At 61.2% G+C, this 18,068-nt stretch carries 15 protein-coding genes; 8 read left to right on the plus strand and 7 right to left on the minus strand.

The window, feature by feature from the left end; translation table 11 throughout:
* Positions 1–3: 3 nt before the first annotated feature.
* On the minus strand, positions 4–942 hold the full coding sequence (locus ND528_RS25815; protein ID WP_330221325.1) for a site-specific integrase: 939 nt from the start codon (positions 940–942) through the stop codon (positions 4–6).
* 243 nt (positions 943–1,185) lie between these two features.
* Here ND528_RS25815 and ND528_RS25820 point away from each other — a divergent pair, with 243 nt between their 5' ends.
* The 5 genes from ND528_RS25820 to ND528_RS25840 all read left to right on the plus strand — a co-directional run bounded on the left by ND528_RS25820 (position 1,186) and on the right by ND528_RS25840 (position 7,329).
* Complete coding sequence (locus tag ND528_RS25820; protein WP_263471512.1) at positions 1,186–2,565, plus strand: UDP-glucose dehydrogenase family protein; 1,380 nt, start codon at positions 1,186–1,188, stop codon at positions 2,563–2,565.
* 243 nt (positions 2,566–2,808) lie between these two features.
* Entirely contained in the window at positions 2,809–3,987 is a 1,179-nt protein-coding gene (locus ND528_RS25825; protein ID WP_263471513.1) for an MFS transporter, read from the plus strand.
* A gap of 156 nt (positions 3,988–4,143) precedes the next feature.
* Positions 4,144–4,830 (plus strand): HPP family protein, encoded by a 687-nt coding sequence (locus ND528_RS25830; RefSeq protein ID WP_263471514.1) that lies wholly within the window; start codon positions 4,144–4,146, stop codon positions 4,828–4,830.
* A 237-nt stretch (positions 4,831–5,067) separates the two neighbouring features.
* Positions 5,068–6,174, plus strand: coding sequence for an enoyl-CoA hydratase/isomerase family protein (locus tag ND528_RS25835; RefSeq protein WP_212616321.1), 1,107 nt, complete (start codon positions 5,068–5,070; stop codon positions 6,172–6,174).
* Between the two features lie 3 nt (positions 6,175–6,177).
* On the plus strand, positions 6,178–7,329 hold the full coding sequence (locus ND528_RS25840; protein ID WP_212616320.1) for an acyl-CoA dehydrogenase family protein: 1,152 nt from the start codon (positions 6,178–6,180) through the stop codon (positions 7,327–7,329).
* Between the two features lie 91 nt (positions 7,330–7,420).
* Here ND528_RS25840 and ND528_RS25845 read toward each other — a convergent pair whose 3' ends face one another.
* The 6 genes from ND528_RS25845 to ND528_RS25870 form a co-directional block, all read right to left on the minus strand.
* Positions 7,421–8,194, minus strand: coding sequence for an enoyl-CoA hydratase (locus ND528_RS25845; RefSeq protein WP_024012950.1), 774 nt, complete (start codon positions 8,192–8,194; stop codon positions 7,421–7,423).
* Between the two features lie 15 nt (positions 8,195–8,209).
* Entirely contained in the window at positions 8,210–9,337 is a 1,128-nt protein-coding gene (locus ND528_RS25850) for an acyl-CoA dehydrogenase (protein WP_263471515.1), read from the minus strand.
* Positions 9,338–9,479: 142 nt separating this feature from the next.
* Complete coding sequence (locus ND528_RS25855) at positions 9,480–10,673, minus strand: acetyl-CoA C-acyltransferase (protein ID WP_263471516.1); 1,194 nt, start codon at positions 10,671–10,673, stop codon at positions 9,480–9,482.
* Positions 10,674–10,685: 12 nt separating this feature from the next.
* The gene (locus ND528_RS25860) at positions 10,686–11,447 is read right to left on the minus strand and encodes an SDR family NAD(P)-dependent oxidoreductase (RefSeq protein ID WP_263471517.1); all 762 of its coding nucleotides are present in this window, start codon (positions 11,445–11,447) and stop codon (positions 10,686–10,688) included.
* Positions 11,448–11,465: 18 nt separating this feature from the next.
* On the minus strand, positions 11,466–13,130 hold the full coding sequence (locus ND528_RS25865) for an AMP-binding protein (protein ID WP_263471518.1): 1,665 nt from the start codon (positions 13,128–13,130) through the stop codon (positions 11,466–11,468).
* A gap of 298 nt (positions 13,131–13,428) precedes the next feature.
* A complete protein-coding gene (locus tag ND528_RS25870) occupies positions 13,429–14,445 on the minus strand; it encodes an AraC family transcriptional regulator (RefSeq protein ID WP_263471614.1) in 1,017 nt (338 codons plus the stop codon).
* A 272-nt stretch (positions 14,446–14,717) separates the two neighbouring features.
* Between ND528_RS25870 and efeU the strand changes: the two genes are divergently transcribed.
* The 3 genes from efeU to efeB are packed head-to-tail and all read left to right on the plus strand — an operon-like array spanning position 14,718 to position 18,066.
* The gene (efeU, locus tag ND528_RS25875; protein ID WP_263471519.1) at positions 14,718–15,557 is read left to right on the plus strand and encodes an iron uptake transporter permease EfeU; all 840 of its coding nucleotides are present in this window, start codon (positions 14,718–14,720) and stop codon (positions 15,555–15,557) included.
* 8 nt (positions 15,558–15,565) lie between these two features.
* Positions 15,566–16,750, plus strand: a complete 1,185-nt coding sequence (efeO, locus tag ND528_RS25880; RefSeq protein ID WP_263471520.1) for an iron uptake system protein EfeO — start codon at positions 15,566–15,568, stop codon at positions 16,748–16,750.
* A 17-nt stretch (positions 16,751–16,767) separates the two neighbouring features.
* Positions 16,768–18,066, plus strand: a complete 1,299-nt coding sequence (gene efeB, locus ND528_RS25885; RefSeq protein WP_263471521.1) for an iron uptake transporter deferrochelatase/peroxidase subunit — start codon at positions 16,768–16,770, stop codon at positions 18,064–18,066.
* Positions 18,067–18,068: the final 2 nt, after the last annotated feature.

Genomic DNA, 18,068 nt, shown 5'->3' on the forward strand with positions numbered 1-18,068 from the left:
AGCCTACAAATCGAAGCGATCCACCGCCCGCCGCCGCTCGTTGTCATCGCGCACATCATAGTTGGCGGTCGTCTGGATATTGCTGTGATGCGCCAGTTTCTGCGCGATCGACAGGTCGTGTTCTTCGATCACCCGGGTGATGAACGAACGCCGAAAATCATGCGGCATGATTTTCACCCCGACCTGCGTACCGCGCTGGCGGGCGATGTAGTAAATCGCGTGTTTGGTGATGCGCTCGCGGGTGATGTGGCTGCCGCGGCGTATACGATTGAACAGAAAAGCATCGTCGCTCTCGCCTTCCTTGAGCTGTGAACGGCGCAGTTCCAGCCAGGCATCAAGCTTGGCAAAGGCCCAGGCCGGCGCGTACTTGATCAGCTGTTTGTTGCCCTTACCGGTCACCGTCAGGCTGCGCTCTTTGAAGTCGACCTGACTCAGATCCAGATCCACCGATTCCGACTTGCGCATGCCGGTGCCGTACAGCAGCGCTATCACCGCCGCATCACGCAAACCCTGCGGGCGCGGGTCGGCAGCGCAGACTTCCATCAGTTCGTGAATCAGCGTGCGCTTGAGGTTGCGCCCCTGGGACAGCCGTGTGCCGGCTATGCCCTTGACCGAACGCATCTTCAACAGGTGATCCTGGCTGATCAGGCTCATGCGCCACGCTTCGTTCATCACCCCGCGCACGGCGTTCACGTAAAGCGACGAGGTGTTCGGTGCATAACCGTCGGCACGCAAAGCGGCGACCAGCGCCACCACGTCTTCCGGTTGCAGGCCGTGCCAGGGGATTTCTTCGATATCGACGTCCTCGAAACCGAGGCGGTCAGCGGCATCTTGCAGCACATAGCGCATGGTCAACTGGCTGGAAGGTGCCAGTCGCGCCAGGTAAACGGTCAGCGGATTGCTGTTGGACGGTGTGGGTTGGGTACTCGACAAATCACTCAAACGAAACGGCCTTGAAATAAAAAACGATTCAACAAAAACAATAAATGCATGAAATGAAACGCAAAAAACAGCATGACTCAATGAAAGGGGTTGCCGCGAAAGGCCGACAACCTGCCGTTCGAGGCAATAAAAGTCAATCGGGCATTCCCCGAACGGTCTGTTTGCTGCTTTATCAGCACGGTAGGCGAACTGAAACATCGCGCTCTTATGTTCAGTGCAGGGAACTGCAAGCAGGAGTGCGACATGAAGATCACGGTGTTTGGCAGTGGTTACGTCGGTCTGGTGCAAGCGGCGGTGCTGGCCGAGGTCGGTCATGACGTTGTGTGCATGGATGTAGACGCGCAGAAAATCGAGCAGTTGCGCCAGGGCCACGTCAGTATTTTCGAGCCGGGGCTGGCCAGCCTGGTGCGTGAGGGCCTGGATTCGAAACGCCTGCAATTCACCACTGATGAGCGACTCGCGGTGTTGCATGGGCGGGTCGCGTTTATCGCGGTGGGCACGCCGTCACGGGAGGACGGTTCGGCGGACCTGCGCTACGTGCTGTCGGTTGGCGACGCGATTGCCAGGCATCGTCAGCAGCCATTGATCGTGGTGGAAAAGTCCACGGTGCCGGTGGGCACGGGCGACGCTTTGCGCAGCCACATCGAAAAGGCCCTGATCAAGATTGGCCGCCTGCTGCAGTTCGATATTGTCTCCAACCCGGAGTTTCTCAAGGAAGGTTCAGCGGTTGCTGATTGCCGGCGGCCGGATCGCATCGTCATCGGTTGCGAAGGCGCTGAAGTGCGCGATGTGATGCGCGATCTGTACGCGCCGTTCAACCGCAACCATGACCGCATCATGTTTATGGACCTGCGCAGCGCCGAGCTGACCAAATACGCCGCCAACTGCATGCTGGCGACCAAGATCAGTTTCATCAACCAGATCGCCGAACTCGCTGAGCACCTTGGCGCAGACATCGAATCAGTACGCCAGGGCATCGGTGCCGATACGCGGATTGGCTATCAATTTATCTACCCGGGTTGCGGCTACGGCGGTTCGTGTTTTCCCAAGGACATGCGCGCGTTGATTCACAGTGCCGAACAGGCGCATTGCTCCAGTGATCTGCTGCAAGCGGTAGAAGCGATCAACCAGCGCCAGAAACACAAACTGTTTGAACGCATCAACGCCTTCTACCGTGGTGACTTGCGCGGCAGGACCTTTGCCTTGTGGGGCCTGGCGTTCAAGCCCAACACCGACGACATGCGCGACGCGCCGAGCCGGGTTCTGCTCGAAGATTTATGGGCCGCCGGGGCCAGCGTGCGCGCGTTTGATCCGGAAGCCATGGTGGAAACCCAGAATCTCTATCCAAATGAATCAAAACTGATGCTGATGGGCACGCCGGAATCGGTACTGGCCGGCGCCGATGCGCTGATCATCTGCACCGAATGGCAACAGTTCAAGGCGCCGGATTTCGAGCTGATCAAACAGCGCCTCAATAGCCCGGTGATCTTTGACGGCCGCAACTTGTACGATGCCGAGCGTCTGGCGCGCAATGGTTTCCAGTATTTCCCGATGGGGCGCGGTGAATCGTGCAAGTTGCCGATCACCTTGCGGCAGAGGCCGGCGGAGTCGGATGTGGCTTGAACTGGCCCTGTGGGAGTCATTGCAAATTGTGAGCTACACAGACCCTGTGGGAGCGAGCCTGCTCGCGAATACGGTATGTCAGCGACATCGCAGGTGACTGATCCGCCGCCTTCGCGAGCAGGCTCGCTCCCACAGGGAAATCATGTGTTCCCAGGGACGCTGGTATATCAGCTTGACCGGTGGCGGCTGCCCAGAGAGGATGGCGCTCGCCCCAGGCTTCCCGAATAAGGACATTCCCCTTCCGTGGCCATGTATTCGCCGTTCATTCGCCGGTTGATGATCAGCTCGCTGACCGTGGTCATCAGCCGCGCCTTGGTCAGTCCGTTGCTGACACTGTTCCTCAGCAATAAGCTCGGCCTCAATCCGCAGGATGTCGGCTTGCTGCTCGGCATCGCCGTGTTCAGCGCCACGCTGTTGTCGCTGTACGGCGGCTACATCATCGACAAGCTGGACAAGCGCCAGTTGCTGATTGTGGCCATGCTCTCCAGCGGTATCGGTCTGATCCTGCTGACCTTCGCGCAGAATCTTTATGTGGTCACCGTGGTGCTGATCATCAGCGAAACCGCGTCGGCGCTGTTCCTCATCGGCTCCAAGGCGATCCTCAGTGAAAATCTGCCGGTCGGCCAGCGGGTCAAGGCGTTTTCCCTCAATTACACGCTGACCAATATCGGCTACGCCGTCGGCCCGATGCTTGGCGTGGTGATTGCCGGGGTGCAGCCGTCCGCACCTTTCATCGTTGCCGGTGCGATCGCCATTGGCAGTATTTTTCTGCTGCTCGGCGCGACCAGGGATGCCAGTCCGATAACTTCCGGAACTGCGCCGCAAAGTTTCCTCAACACGCTGATGATCCTGAAAAACGACCGCACCATGGTGCTGTTCACCCTTGGCTGCCTGCTCAGCACATTGGTGCACGGACGCTTCACCCTGTACCTGTCGCAATATCTGCTGGTCACCCACTCCCAGCAACAGACCCTGGACACCATGGCCGCCCTGCTCGCCTGCAACGCAATCACAGTGATCCTGCTGCAATACCAGATCGGTCGCTGGCTCAGCCGCGAACACCTGCGTCACTGGATTGCCGGTGGCACTGCGCTGTTCATCGTCGGCTTGATTGGCTTCAGTGTGGCGGACAGCCTGCTCGGCTGGTGCGTGGCGATGTTCATCTTCACCTTGGGCGAAATGATCATTTACCCGGCAGACTTCCTCTTCGTCGACACTCTCGCTCCGGAGACACTGCGCGGCAGCTACTACGGCGCGCAGAACCTGGCGGCACTCGGCGGCGGGGCGAGCCCGGTGCTGTGCGGGTTTCTGCTGATGCACACGCCGGCGCCGAGCATGTTCTACGCCCTGAGCGGCTTGGCGGCGCTGGGTGGATATCTATGCTTCGTCAGCGCGCGGCGCACCCGTTCAATGCAAAAATAGTGCACTAAAGCTGCATTTATATGAATTTGTCAGCATCGATTTTGATCGGCAAACTACGCGCGTTCCTCCCCCAATGTTGGAACGCTTCGAGGGCTTTCCGGATATGCCGGACAAGTCCTTTTTTTTGCCCCGGATTTTGTAAAGGATCAGTTCTACATGCTTGCTCGCTGGTTGCCCGCCGCCATCAATACCCGCCCCACTGAATGGAGCCGTGCCGCGATCGGCATGGGCCTGGGCACGCTGTTCAGTGTGTGGATGTGTGCGCAGGTGTTCGGCCATGACGTTGCCTTTCACCTGGTCGGCCCGCTCGGCGCTTCGGCGGTGTTGCTGTTCGCCGTGTCCTCCGGCGCCCTCGCCCAGCCATGGTCGATTCTTGGCGGCTACCTGTGTGCTGGCGTGGTCGCCTTGTTGGTGGCCCACGTGCTTGGCCGTACGCTGGGCAGCGCCTGCCTGGCTGCCGGCATGGCGGTGATTCTGATGTGCTGGCTGCGTTGCCTGCACCCGCCGGCCGGCGCCCTGGCGCTGACACTGGTGCTGGCCGACCCCGCAACCATCGCCATGGACTGGAAAGCCATGGAGCCAGTGATGCTCGGCGCCGTGTGCATGCTCATTAGTGCGCTGGCCTATAACAACCTGACCCGCATCCGTTATCCGAAACGCGCTGCTGACCCGGCACCGCCAGTGGTCCCGGTCGACCGTCAGGCGATCACCGCCGAAGACTTGAAACTGGCGCTGGCCGACATGGAAGCCTTCATCGACGTCACCCCCGAAGACCTCGAACGCCTGATCCACGCGAGCGAACTGCACGCCAAGCGCCGCAGCATTACCGAAACGTTCAGATAACCCCTTTGTAGGAGCTGACGAGTGCAACGAGGCTGCGATCTCTTGATCTTGCTTCCAAGATCAAGATCAAAAGATCGCAGCCTTCGGCAGCTCCTACACGGACAGCGGCGCTAAGAGAAAAACGCAGATTCCCCCTGCACATATCCCCGTTGTACACGACAAATTTGCACTGTTACGATCCGCTAACGCCCGCGCGCGGGCTATTCGAATAAAGACAATAAAAGCAGGGAGTTACAGATGACAGCTCAGGCTTCATCCCGGCGGACCCCGTCCATGGATGCCATGAAAAACGACGTGCTGGCCGAGGTGCGCAACCATATCGGCCACCTGACCCTCAACCGCCCTGCGGGCCTTAATGCAATCACCCTGGACATGGTGCGTCTGCTGCAACAGCAGCTCGATGCCTGGGCGTCTGACGCCAATGTTCACGCCGTGGTATTGCGCGGTGCCGGTGAAAAGGCCTTCTGCGCCGGCGGTGATATCCGTTCGCTGTACGACAGCTACAAAAGCGGCGACACGCTGCACGAAGATTTCTTCGTCGAGGAATACGCCCTCGACCTGACGATTCATCACTACCGCAAACCGGTGCTGGCCCTGATGGACGGTTTTGTCCTCGGCGGCGGCATGGGCCTGGTGCAAGGCGCCGATCTGCGCGTGGTCACCGAGAAGAGCCGTCTGGCGATGCCGGAAGTGGCCATCGGTTACTTCCCCGACGTCGGCGGCAGCTACTTCCTGCCGCGTATTCCCGGTGAACTGGGGATTTATCTGGGCGTCAGCGGCGTGCAGATTCGCGCGGCCGATGCGCTGTACTGCGGCCTCGCCGACTGGTATCTGGACAGCAGCAAACTGGCCCTGCTCGACGAGAAACTCGATCAGATGGAGTGGCAGGACACGCCGCTCAAGTCGCTGCAGAACCTGCTGGCCAAGCACGCCGTGCAAACGCTGCCCGATGCGCCCCTCGAAGCACTGCGCCCGGCCATTGACCACTTCTTTGCCTTGCCCGACGTGCCGAGCATGATCGAGCAATTGCGCGCCGTCACCGTCGCCGACAGCCACGAATGGGCAGTCAGCACGGCGGATCTGCTGGAAACCCGCTCGCCGCTGGCCATGGCCGTAACCCTGGAAATGCTCCGTCGCGGCAGGCACCTGAGTCTGGAGAATTGCTTTGCTCTGGAGCTGCATCTGGACCGCCAGTGGTTTGCCCGTGGCGACCTGATCGAAGGCGTGCGCGCCCTGCTGATCGACAAGGACAAGTCACCGCGCTGGAACCCGCCAACCGTCGCTGAGCTGGACGCTGCGCAGGTGACGAGCTTCTTCCATGGTTTTGATGAGAGCGGGAGCTGAGTCATGCACGATCTCGAACTGACTGAAGAACAAGTGATGATCCGCGACATGGCCCGGGATTTTGCCCGTGGCGAAATCGCGCCCCACGCCCAGGCCTGGGAAAAGGCTGGCTGGATCGACGACGCGCTGGTGGCGAAGATGGGTGAGCTGGGCCTACTCGGCATGGTTGTGCCCGAGGAATGGGGCGGCACTTACGTCGACTACGTCGCCTATGCCCTGGCCGTCGAGGAAATCTCTGCCGGTGACGGCGCGACCGGCGCGTTCATGAGCATTCACAACTCGGTAGGCTGCGGCCCGGTGCTCAACTACGGCAGCGACGAACAGAAACAGACCTGGCTGGCCGATCTGGCCAGTGGGCAGACCATCGGTTGCTTCTGCCTGACCGAACCCCAGGCCGGCTCCGAAGCACACAACCTGCGCACCCGCGCCGAACTGCGCGACGGCCAATGGGTGATCAACGGCGCCAAGCAATTTGTCAGCAATGGCAAACGGGCAAAGCTGGCGATCGTCTTCGCGGTAACCGATCCGGATCTCGGCAAAAAAGGCCTGTCAGCGTTTCTGGTGCCGACCGACACACCGGGTTTCATCGTCGATCGCACCGAACACAAAATGGGCATCCGCGCCTCCGACACCTGCGCGGTGACGCTGAACAACTGCAGCATCCCCGAGGCCAATCTGCTCGGCGAGCGTGGCAAGGGCCTGGCGATTGCCCTCTCCAACCTTGAAGGCGGACGCATCGGCATCGCCGCGCAGGCATTGGGTATCGCCCGGGCGGCGTTTGAAGCGGCGCTGGCCTATTCGAAAGATCGCGTGCAATTCGACAAACCGATCATCGAGCACCAGAGCATTGCCAACCTGCTGGCTGACATGCACATGCAGATCAATGCCGCGCGGTTGCTGATTCTGCATGCAGCGCGGCTGAGGACGGCGGGCAAGCCGTGTTTGTCCGAGGCGTCACAGGCCAAGCTGTTCGCTTCGGAAATGGCCGAGAAGGTGTGTTCTGCGGCGATTCAGATTCATGGCGGCTATGGCTATCTGGAGGATTACCCGGTCGAGAAGTACTACCGCGACGCGCGGATTACCCAGATCTATGAAGGGTCGAGCGAGATACAGCGGATGGTGATTGCGCGGGATTTGAAGAACTATCAGTTGTAAAAGCTTCGCGAGCAGGCTCGCTCCCACATTGGACGGTGCAGATCCAGTGGGAGCGAGCCTGCTCGCGAAAGCGTCAGCTTAGGCACCGCATCTATTTGCCTTGGAATGCAGCCTCACGCTTGGCAATAAACGCCGCCATCCCTTCCTTCTGATCCTGCGTCGCAAACGCGGCATGGAACACCCGGCGCTCAAAGCGCACGCCCTCGGTCAGGTTGACCTCGAACGCGCGGTTGACGCTCTCCTTGATCATCATCGCAATCGGCAATGACTTGCCGGCGATCACCGCTGCAACTTTCAGCGCCTCATCAAGCAGCTCATCGCTCGGCACGATCCGCGCGACGATGCCGCAGCGCTCGGCTTCCACGGCGTCGATCATGCGCCCGCTCAGGCACATTTCCATGGCTTTGGCTTTGCCCACGGCGCGGGTCAGGCGCTGGGTGCCGCCCATGCCCGGCAGCACGCCGAGGTTGATTTCCGGCTGCCCGAATCTGGCGTTGTCGCCAGCCAGGATGAAGTCGCACATCAGTGCCAGTTCACAGCCGCCGCCGAGGGCGAAACCATTGACCGCGGCGATGATCGGCTTGCGTCGGTTGGCCACTCGATCGCTGTCGCTGAACAGGTCGTCCATGTAGATCTGCGGATAGGTCAGCTCAGCCATTTCCTTGATGTCGGCGCCGGCGGCAAAAGCTTTTTTCGAACCGGTGAGGACGATGCAGCCAATGTGCGCATCGGCTTCCAGCGTATCGAGGGCGTGGTTCACTTCGCTGACCAGTTGCGCGTTCAACGCGTTCAGTGCCTGCGGCCGGTTGAGGGTGATCAGGCCGACGCGGTCGCGGGTTTCCAGCAGAATCGTTTCGTAAGTCATGAATAAAATTCCTTGTCAGAGATTGCGCGAAATGACCATGCGCTGAATGTCGCTGGTGCCTTCGTAGATCTGGCAGACGCGCACGTCGCGGTAGATGCGTTCCAGCGGGAAGTCGTTGAGGTAACCGTAACCGCCGAGGGTTTGCAAGGCCATGGAACAGACCTTCTCGGCCATTTCCGAGGCGAACAGCTTGGCCATCGACGCCTCGACCAGCGCCGGTTGGCCGCTGTCGCGCAAGGCTGCGGCGTAATGCACCATCTGCCGGGCGACGGCAATTTGCGTGGCCATGTCCGCCAGGCGGAACGCCACGGCCTGATGCTCGATGATCGGCTTGCCGAAGGTGTCACGCTCACGGGCGTAATCACGGGCGGCTTCGAACGCAGCGCGGGCCATGCCGACTGCTTGCGCGGCGATACCGACGCGGCCGCCTTCGAGGTTGGCCAAGGCAATCTTGTAGCCCTCGCCCTCCTCGCCAAGTCGGTTGGCGACCGGCACTTTCACATCTTCGAAGAGGATCTGGCAGGTGTCGGACGCGTGCTGGCCGAGTTTGTCTTCGACCCGCGCGACTTTGTAGCCGGGCGAGTCGGTCGGCACGATAAACGCGCTGATCCCGCGTTTGCCGGCGCTCGGGTCAGTCACGGCAAACACGATCACGATGCCGGCGTTCTGCCCGGAGGTGATGAACTGTTTGCAGCCGTTCAAAACGTAGTGATCGCCTTCCAGCCGCGCGCGGGTTTTCAGGCTGCTGGCATCGGAACCGGCCTGCGGTTCGGTCAGCGCGAAGGCGCCGAGCATGGCACCGCTGGCCAATGGTTTGAGGAAACGCTCGCGCTGGTCGTCATTGCCGAACTTGAGAATCGGCACACAGCCGACCGAGTTGTGCACGCTCATGATCGTCGAGCACGCACCGTCGCCGGCGGCGATTTCTTCCAGGGCCATGGCGTACGCGAGGTAGCCGGTGTCACAGCCGCCCCACTGCTCCGGCACGAGCATGCCGAAGAAGCCCAGCTCGGCCATCTCGGCGATGGCTTCCTTGGGGAAACGGTGCTCGCGATCCCACTCGGCGGCGAACGGCTTGAGCCGCTGCTCGGCAAACTGCCGGGCCATGTCGCGGATCTGGGTTTGGTCTTCGTTGGGGATCATCGTGATTCCTTCAAATCTGAGTACGACATAGAACCCTGTGGGAGCGAGCCTGCTCGCGAAAGCGGTGTATCAGTCACGCATGTGCCGGCTGAAACGACGTCTTCGCGAGCAGGCTCGCTCCCACAGTTGATCGGCGATGCCTTCAGTAAACGCATTCCACCGCCATGGCCGTGGCTTCGCCGCCGCCAATGCAGATCGCTGCAATGCCGCGTTTGAGTTGTTTCTGCCGCAGCGCCGCGAGCAACGTCACCAGAATCCGCGCCCCCGACGCACCGATCGGATGGCCCAGCGCGCAAGCGCCGCCGTGCACGTTGAGCTTGTCGTGGGGAATCTCCAGGTGCGTCATCGCCGCCATGCCGACCACGGCAAACGCTTCGTTCACTTCAAACAGATCCACTTGATCCAGCGTCCAACCGGTCTTCTTCACCAGTTTCTTGATCGCGCCAATCGGTGCAGTGGGAAACAGCCCAGGGGTATCAGCGAACGCAGCGTGGCCATGAATCACCGCCAGTGGCTTGAGGCCCAGTTGCTGCGCGTGGGACTGTCGCATCAGCACCAGCGCCGCTGCGCCGTCGGAAATCGAGCTGGAGTTGGCCGCCGTGACCGTGCCGCCCTCGCGGAACGCCGGTTTCAGCGAGGCAACCTTGTCGAGTTTGGCTTTTGGCGGCTGTTCATCGTTGCTGATCACTACCTGCTCTTTGCCCACGGTCACCGTCAGCGGGACGATTTCGTCGTGGAAGCTGCCGTCCTTGATCGCCTGTTGTGCGCGGGTGGTCGAGGCAATGGCGAAAGCGTCCTGCGCCTCGCGGCTGAAGCCGTTGGCCTCGGCGCAATCCTCGGCGAAGGTGCCCATCAGGCGGCCCTTGTCGTAGGCGTCTTCGAGGCCGTCGAGGAACATCGAATCGAGCACGCGGCCATGGCCCATGCGATAGCCGGCGCGGGCGCGATCGAGCAGGTACGGCGAGTTGGACATGCTTTCCATGCCGCCGGCGATCACCACGTCGGCACTGCCGGCAAGCAGCATGTCGTGAGCCATGATGGTGGTCTGCATGCCCGAGCCGCACATCTTGTTGACCGTGGTGCAGCGCGTCGATTTATCCAGCCCGGCACCCAGCGCAGCCTGACGTGCCGGCGCCTGGCCGAGGCCGGCAGGCAGTACGCAACCGAACAGCACTTCATCAACCGCATCACTGGCGACACCAGCGCGTTCGACGGCAGCCTTGATCGCCGCCGCGCCGAGTTGCGGTGCGCTGAGGCTTTTCAGTTCACCTTGAAAACCGCCCATCGGTGTGCGGACAGCGCTGACGATAACAATCGGATCATTGGACATAGTCATGACTAATCCTCCTTACTTGGCGGCCATGCGCAAGGCGCCGTCGAGACGGATCACCTCGCCGTTGAGCATGCTGTTTTCGATGATGTGGCGCACCAGCGCGGCGTATTCGGCAGGCTTGCCCAGCCGCGGCGGAAACGGCACACCCGCGGCCAGCGAGTCGCGCACTTCCGGGGTCATGCCGGCCATCATCGGCGTTTCGAAAATGCCCGGTGCGATGGTCATCACGCGAATGCCGAAGCGCGCCAGTTCGCGGGCGGCTGGCAGGGTCAGGCTGGCGATCGCGCCTTTGGATGCCGAGTACGCAGCCTGGCCAATCTGACCATCAAACGCTGCGACCGAGGCGGTGTTGATGATCACGCCACGCTCGCCGTCAGCATTGGCTTCGCTCTCGGCGATCGCCGCCGCAGCCAGGCGCAGCATGTTGAAACTGCCGATCAGGTTGACGTTGATCACTTGCGAAAAGCTGCTGAGCGCGTGCGGGCCGTTCTTGCCGAGGATTTTTTCGCCACGGACGATACCCGCGCAGTTGATAAGACCGTTGAGGCTGCCAAATGCCGCGACAGTCGCCTGCACAGCCGCTTCGGCTGCAGCTTCATTGCTGATGTCGGCAACCACGCTTTGCGCACCGAGGCGCTGGGCCTGAGCGGCGACGGCTTCGGCGTTCATGTCAACCAGCATGACTTTGGCGCCGGCACTGACCAGCAATTCAGCGCTGGCGGCACCGAGGCCTGATGCGCCGCCGGTGACGATAAAAACCTTGTTCTCGATCTGCATGACGGTGTTTCCTTGGATTCAAGCTGAAACGTTGTGCGCCGCAGCCTCTTGAGCCTTGGCGATTTCCTGGTTGCGCAAGATAAAGCGCTGCAATTTGCCACTCGGGGTTTTGGGCAACTCGCTGACAAATTCGATTTCACGCGGGTACGAATGCGCGGCCAGACGCTTGCGTACGTGTTGGCGCAGTTCTTCGGCCAACTCCGGCGCGGCGCGGTACTGCGCGCTCAGCACGACAAAGGCTTTGACCAGTTCGGTGCGTTCCGGGTCGGGCTTGCCGACGACCGCCGCTTCGATCACAGCCGGGTGTTCGATCAGCGCGCTTTCGACGTCGAACGGGCCGACGCGGTAGCCCGAAGTGGTGATCACATCATCACTGCGGCCGACGAAGCTGATGCTGCCGTCCGGGTTCCATTCCACGGTGTCGCCGCTCAGGTAGTAGTCGCCGACGAAGGCCTTGGTCGGCGCGCCTTCGTAGCCGCCGAACCAGCACATCGGCGACTGCGGGCGGTCGATGGCAAGAATGCCCGGCTGACCGACGCCGAGTTCGTTGTATTGCTCATCGAGCACGACGATGCGATGGCCCGGCGAAGCGAAGCCGGCGGCGCCGACATGCACCGGGTGCGCAAGGCCGTGGTGGTTGCACAGCACCATGCCCAGTTCGGTCTGGCCGTAATGATCGTGAATGACCACCTCGAGGTTGTCAGCGAACCAGCGGATCACTTCCGGGTTCAGCGGCTCACCGGCGCTGCTGACGATGCGCAGTTTGCCCTTGATCGATCTGGCGAACTCTTCGCCACCGGCAATCAGCAAACGATAGGCAGTCGGCGAGCCGGTGAGATTGGTGATGGCGTATTTGTTGATCACCCGGCAGGTGCTTTCGAGGGTGAACGGGCCATCGTAGAAGGTAATCGGGTGACCCAGCGCCAACGGCCCGGTCACACCGAAATAAATCCCGTACGCCCAGCCCGGATCGGCGACGTTCCAGAACGCATCTTCAGGGCGCAGGTCCACCGCATCACGGGTGTAGCTCTGAAAGGCGACGATGGCTTTGAGCGGCACTGACAGCGCTTTCGCCGGCCCCGTGGTGCCCGAGGTGAACATCAGCAGGAACGGGTCTTCGCCGGTCAGCAATACCGGCTCGCAGACATTGGAATAGTTGGCCAGCTCAGCCCAGAAACTGAAATCACCACGAACGATGCCCTGACCTTTGCCGCCGGCAACGGTGACGATGGTCGGGCATGCGCTGACTTCGCTGAGCTTCGGCCGATTGACCGCATCGGTCACCACGACCTTAGCCCCAGAGCTGTTCAAGCGATGTTCGAGCGCTTTCGGGCCGAACGCGGTAAACAGCGGCTGATACACCGCGCCGATGCGCCAAGTGGCGAGCACGGTGATGAGTAATTCGACGTTGCGCGGCAGCAGGCCGGCGACCTTGTCGCCCTTTTGCACGCCTTGGGCGAGGAGGTAATTGGCGAAACGCGCGGCTTTGTCTAGCAGATCAGTGAAGGTGTAAGTCGCACTTGAACCGTCGCGTCCTTCCCAGAACAACGCAATACGCCCGGGCAAGGCATGGCGGTCGCAACATTCGACGCAGGCGTTGAGGGCAGCAAGCGTGCCGCTGAGTGCCGCGTCGACGGTGTGCTGATAATCGAACTGTTCGGTAGCAGACAAGTAATCGCGCATTGCCAGAATCCCTCGGTGTTTTTATTAGGCTGGGAACCGTAAACAACACAGGGATAGTCGCGCCGCGCGGGGCTTGGGGCAATGGTCAAAGTTATCAAAGTGGCTGACTGGTTTGGCCAAGAGGTTGGAGCTGCGTCCCCTGTAGGAGCTGACGAGTGCAACGAGGCTGCGATCTTTTGATCTTGATCTGGATTGTGAAAATCAAAATCAAAAGATCGCAGCCTCGTTGCACTCGTCAGCTCCTACAGCGGAATGCATTTCAAAGGGTGGGAGCGAGCCTGCTCGCGAAGGCGTCGGGTCAGACCACCTCATTGAGGATCAGTGTGCGGTAATGCCCCGGGTTCGACCCGGACCACTTGCGAAACGCCTTGTAGAACGAACTGGCATCCGCAAAACCCAGCCGTGCAGCAATCTCGACGAAACTGATCGAGGGCTCTGCCAGCCAGGTGATCGCCAGCTCTTTGCGCACACTGTCCTTGAGACCCTGATAAGTCTGCCCTTCCTCGGCCAGGCGACGGCGCAGGGTCGAGGCGGACATGCACAGTTGCTGGGCCAGCGCCTCGGTTTCCGGCCATTGTTCGGCGGGTACTTGCCGCAGATCGTGCTTGATCCGGCTGGCGAGGCTGTCGGGGTCGCGATACTTGACCAGAATGTTCGCCGGCGCCTGGGCCAGGAAGCGCTTGAGTTCTTCGGCACTGCGTTTGGTCGGCAGATCGAGGCAATCAGCGGAAAAGATCATTCGTGTTCGCGGGCGTTCGAAACGCAGGTTTTCCGAAAACATCACCCGATAGTCGTCGGTGAAATCCGGCTCCGCGCAGCGCAGTTCAATCGCCAGAATCGGAATCCGCCGCCCGGCCAGCCAGCAGGCCACGCCGTGCACGATCATCCAGTAAGTGAAATAGGTGAAGGCGCGGCGCGGTTCGGCGTCATCTTCGAGCAGAACAATTTCCGCAAGGCTCTGCTGATGCACCAGTTGCGCCGGCAGTTTTTCCAGCATCAGCGACAGGAACGTCAGACCGGTATCCAGCGCCGCCGCCAGCGTCGGTTGCGCCATGGCGCTGCGACACAAAAATGCCAGGCTGCCGGACTTGAGCGGGCGTGGGTCCATGCCGAAGAACTCGTCATCACCGCGTCGTGCCAGCAGGCGCCAGAGTCTGGCGTATTGCGAGGCCGGCACCCTGCCTTCATCGGCCGCTAACAAAGCCGGTTCGATGCCGACCTTGCTCAACGCCTCATCCGTCGCCGCGCCCGGGGCGCAACTTTGCAGCAGCGCTTCGCGCACCAGTTGAATGGCAATGGTGTCTTTTTCCGCCATGGAGCGAGGTGAGCCTTGTTGTTTTTCGGTGGTGGGCATCTTAACCCAGCTGCTGAAGTCACCGCAGGGCCAATGTGGGAGCGAGCCTGCTCGCGAAAGCGGTGTGTCAGATAAAGAAATGTCACAGGCATACCGCATTCGCGAGCAGGCTCGCTCCCACAGGAATGACAGTTGTTCAGCTAAGGTTCAGCTAAATGTCAATGAATGCCATTTGGGAATGAGTGTCATTATGTTACAACTTAGCCTCCTATCTAAATCGCTGTGGCTCGCCAATGCTCGTTCCCTTTTTGATCATGTTGCGCGAAGGCATCGAGGCCGCGCTTATCGTCGGCATTATCGCCAGTTATTTGCAGCAGACCGGCCGTGGTCAATGGATGCCAGCGGTGTGGATCGGCGTTTTCCTCGCCGCCGCCCTTGCCCTGCTGGTTGGCGGCGGTCTGGAGCTGGTCAGCGCTGAATTCCCGCAGAAGCAGCAGGAGCTGTTTGAAGGCGTCGTCGGTCTGGTTGCGGTGGGCATCCTCAGTTCGATGGTGTTCTGGATGCGCAAGGTCGCGCGGTCGATCAAGCATTCGCTGCAAGCCTCACTGGATCAGGCGCTGACGCAATCCAGGCATCAGGTGATTGCATTGATTGGCATGGTCTTTTTCGCTGTTGCTCGCGAAGGTCTGGAGACGGTGTTCTTCCTGCTCGCGGTGTTCCAGCAGAGCGAAGGCCCGGGCGCGCCGATCGGTGCCCTGCTCGGCCTGATCCTGGCGGTGATCGTCGGTTTCCTGATCTACAGCGGCAGCATGCGCCTCAATCTTTCGGCGTTCTTCAAGTGGACCGGATTGTTCATCCTCGTGGTCGCTGCCGGGATTCTCGCCAACTCGGTGCAGGCGCTGCATGAAGCGGGGCTGTGGAATCACCTGCAAACGGTGCTGTTCGACTTCAGCGCGACGCTGCCGATGGACGGCCCGCTGGGCTCGGTGCTGGCCGGCATGTTCGGTTATCAGGATGCGCCGACCGTCAGCACCTTGGGCGCGTACCTGATTTATCTGCTGCTGGCACTGGTGATGTTCTTCATGCCCGCGCCTCGCCAGGCGACGCCAACCACTTCCGTTTCCAGCCAATAAGGCCCTTCATGTCTACTATCCAAACCCCTCCGGCCCTGCGTTGGGCGCTGGCCGGCTCGGTGCTGCTGATGATCGCCGCCGGCGGGCTGTTCTGGTACGCCTCGAACATGGCCGCCGCCAAGCGTCAGCACAACCACGACGAAATCGTCGTTAACATCCACCCGCACAGTTGCGAGCCGAACGCACTGACCGTGCCCGCCGGCCGCGCCAGTTTCCGCATCGTCAACCGCTCCGAGCGTGCGGTCGAGTGGGAAATTCTCGACGGCGTGCTGGTGGTCGAAGAGCGGGAAAACATCGCGCCGGGCCTGAGCCAGGTGATCAACGCCAATCTGCAACCGGGCGACTATGCGATCACCTGCGGCTTGCTCAGCAACCCGCGCGGCACTTTGCACGTCACACCGACGGCCGCTTCCGATGCCGCCGCCAAGGCCAAGCCATCGATGGTGGCTTTCGTCGGGCCGCTGTCGGAATTTCGCGTGTATCTGGCCGTTCAGGGCAGCGCGTTGATCAAAGCGGCGACGGCGCTGAATCAGGCGATCGCCAGTGGCGATCTGGCGCAGGCGCAAGCGTTGTACCTGCCGGCGCGTGCCGCTTATCAGCGTCTGGCGCCGGCGGCGCAGCGCCTGGCCGAGCTGGACAATCAGATCAATGCCCGCGCCGATTATTTCGAAAAGCGCGAGCAGGATCCGGCGTTCGTCGGTTTCCATCGCCTCGAATATGCGCTGTTCGAGCAACGCAAACTCGACGATGTCGCGCCGATTGCCCAGCGCTTGCTCGCTGATGTCACCACCCTCAAGCAACAGTTGCTCGCGCAGTCGCTGCCGCCGGAGCAACTGGTCAGCATCCTCGTGCGCAACCTCAACAGCCTCGCCGATGTGCGCGCCGGCAGCGGCGAGGAAGAACGCTACAGCCACAGCGATCTCAACGGTTTCGCCGCCAACGCGCAAACCGCGCGCAAGGTCGTCGACCTGCTGCGGCCGATGCTGAGCAAATCCGCCGCTGACGTGTTAGCGAATGTCGACCAGGCCATGAGTGATTTCGACAGCCAGCTCAACGCGTTCAAATCCGCTGATGGCTACGTCAGTTACGACGCCGTGACCGCCGCGCAACGCCAGCAGATCGCCGCCAAAGCCAAGGCTCTGGCGACGGCAATGGATGGCATCGACCCCGCCCTCGGCCTTTCCGGCCTGTAAGCAGAAGACCACGACAGATGAACGATTCAGAACCTCTCAACCTGCAACGACGTCGCGTGCTGATGGGCATGGGCGCCGCCGGTGTCGCCCTTGCCGGATCGGCGCTGAGCTGCCCGGCCATGGCCGCGCAGCCTGCGCAAGTCACCGAAGCGCCGAGCAGCGACAAGACCGAAGACCGTCACGACTTTCACGGCGCACACCAGGCCGGCATCGTCACCCCGCGCCCGGCCGCAGGAATGCTGGTGGCGTTCGATGTGCTGGCCAGCGATCGCGAAGATCTCGAGCGGCTGTTCCGTACCCTCAACGAACGCATCGCGTTTCTGATGAAGGGCGGCCCGGTGGCGCAGATTGATCCGAAATTGCCGCCGCCGGACTCCGGCATCCTCGGCCCGGTGGTCACCCCGGACAACTTGACCATCACCGTTTCCGTCGGCGACTCGCTGTTCGACGAGCGCTTCGGTCTGGCGGCGGTGAAACCCAAGCGTCTGCAACGCATGGTCGGCTTCCCCAACGATGCGCTGGACGCCGATTGCTGCCATGGCGACCTAAGTCTGCAGTTCTGTGCCAACACTGCCGACACCAACATTCATGCCCTGCGCGACATCGTCAAGAACCTGCCCGACCTGCTGCTGGTGCGCTGGAAACAGGAAGGCAGTGTCCCGCCGCAAGCCCCGGCCAAACCCGGTGTGCCGGCGCAGTCGGCGCGCAACTTTCTCGGTTTTCGTGATGGTTCCGCCAACCCCGATTCCAACGACGCCAAGGCCATGGAGCGGATTGTCTGGGTACAACCGGACAGTGACGAACCGGCCTGGGCTGCCCACGGCAGTTATCAAGCGGTGCGCATCATCCGCAACTTCGTCGAGCGCTGGGATCGCACGCCGTTGCAGGAGCAGGAAAGCATTCTCGGCCGGGTCAAGAGCAGCGGCGCGCCCATCGGCGGCCACAAGGAAAGCGAAGTGCCGGATTACAGCAAGGATCCGGCCGGCAAGCTGACCAGGCTCGACGCGCACATTCGTCTGGCCAACCCGCGCACCGCCGCGACCCAGGCCAATCTGATCCTGCGCCGGCCGTTCAACTATTCCAACGGCGTCAACAAGAACGGCCAGCTCGACATGGGCCTGCTGTTCATCTGCTACCAGGCCGATCTGGAAAAAGGCTTTATCACCGTGCAAACCCGCCTCAACGGTGAACCGCTCGAGGAATACCTCAAACCGGTCGGCGGCGGTTACTTCTTCACCCTGCCCGGCGCTACCGGCGATGACGACTTCATCGGTCGCTCGTTACTCGCTGCGACCTCCCAAAACAAAACCGCATGACA

The sequence above is a fragment of the Pseudomonas mercuritolerans genome (assembly GCF_025706525.1).
In the GTDB taxonomy this organism is placed as follows: domain Bacteria; phylum Pseudomonadota; class Gammaproteobacteria; order Pseudomonadales; family Pseudomonadaceae; genus Aquipseudomonas; species Aquipseudomonas mercuritolerans.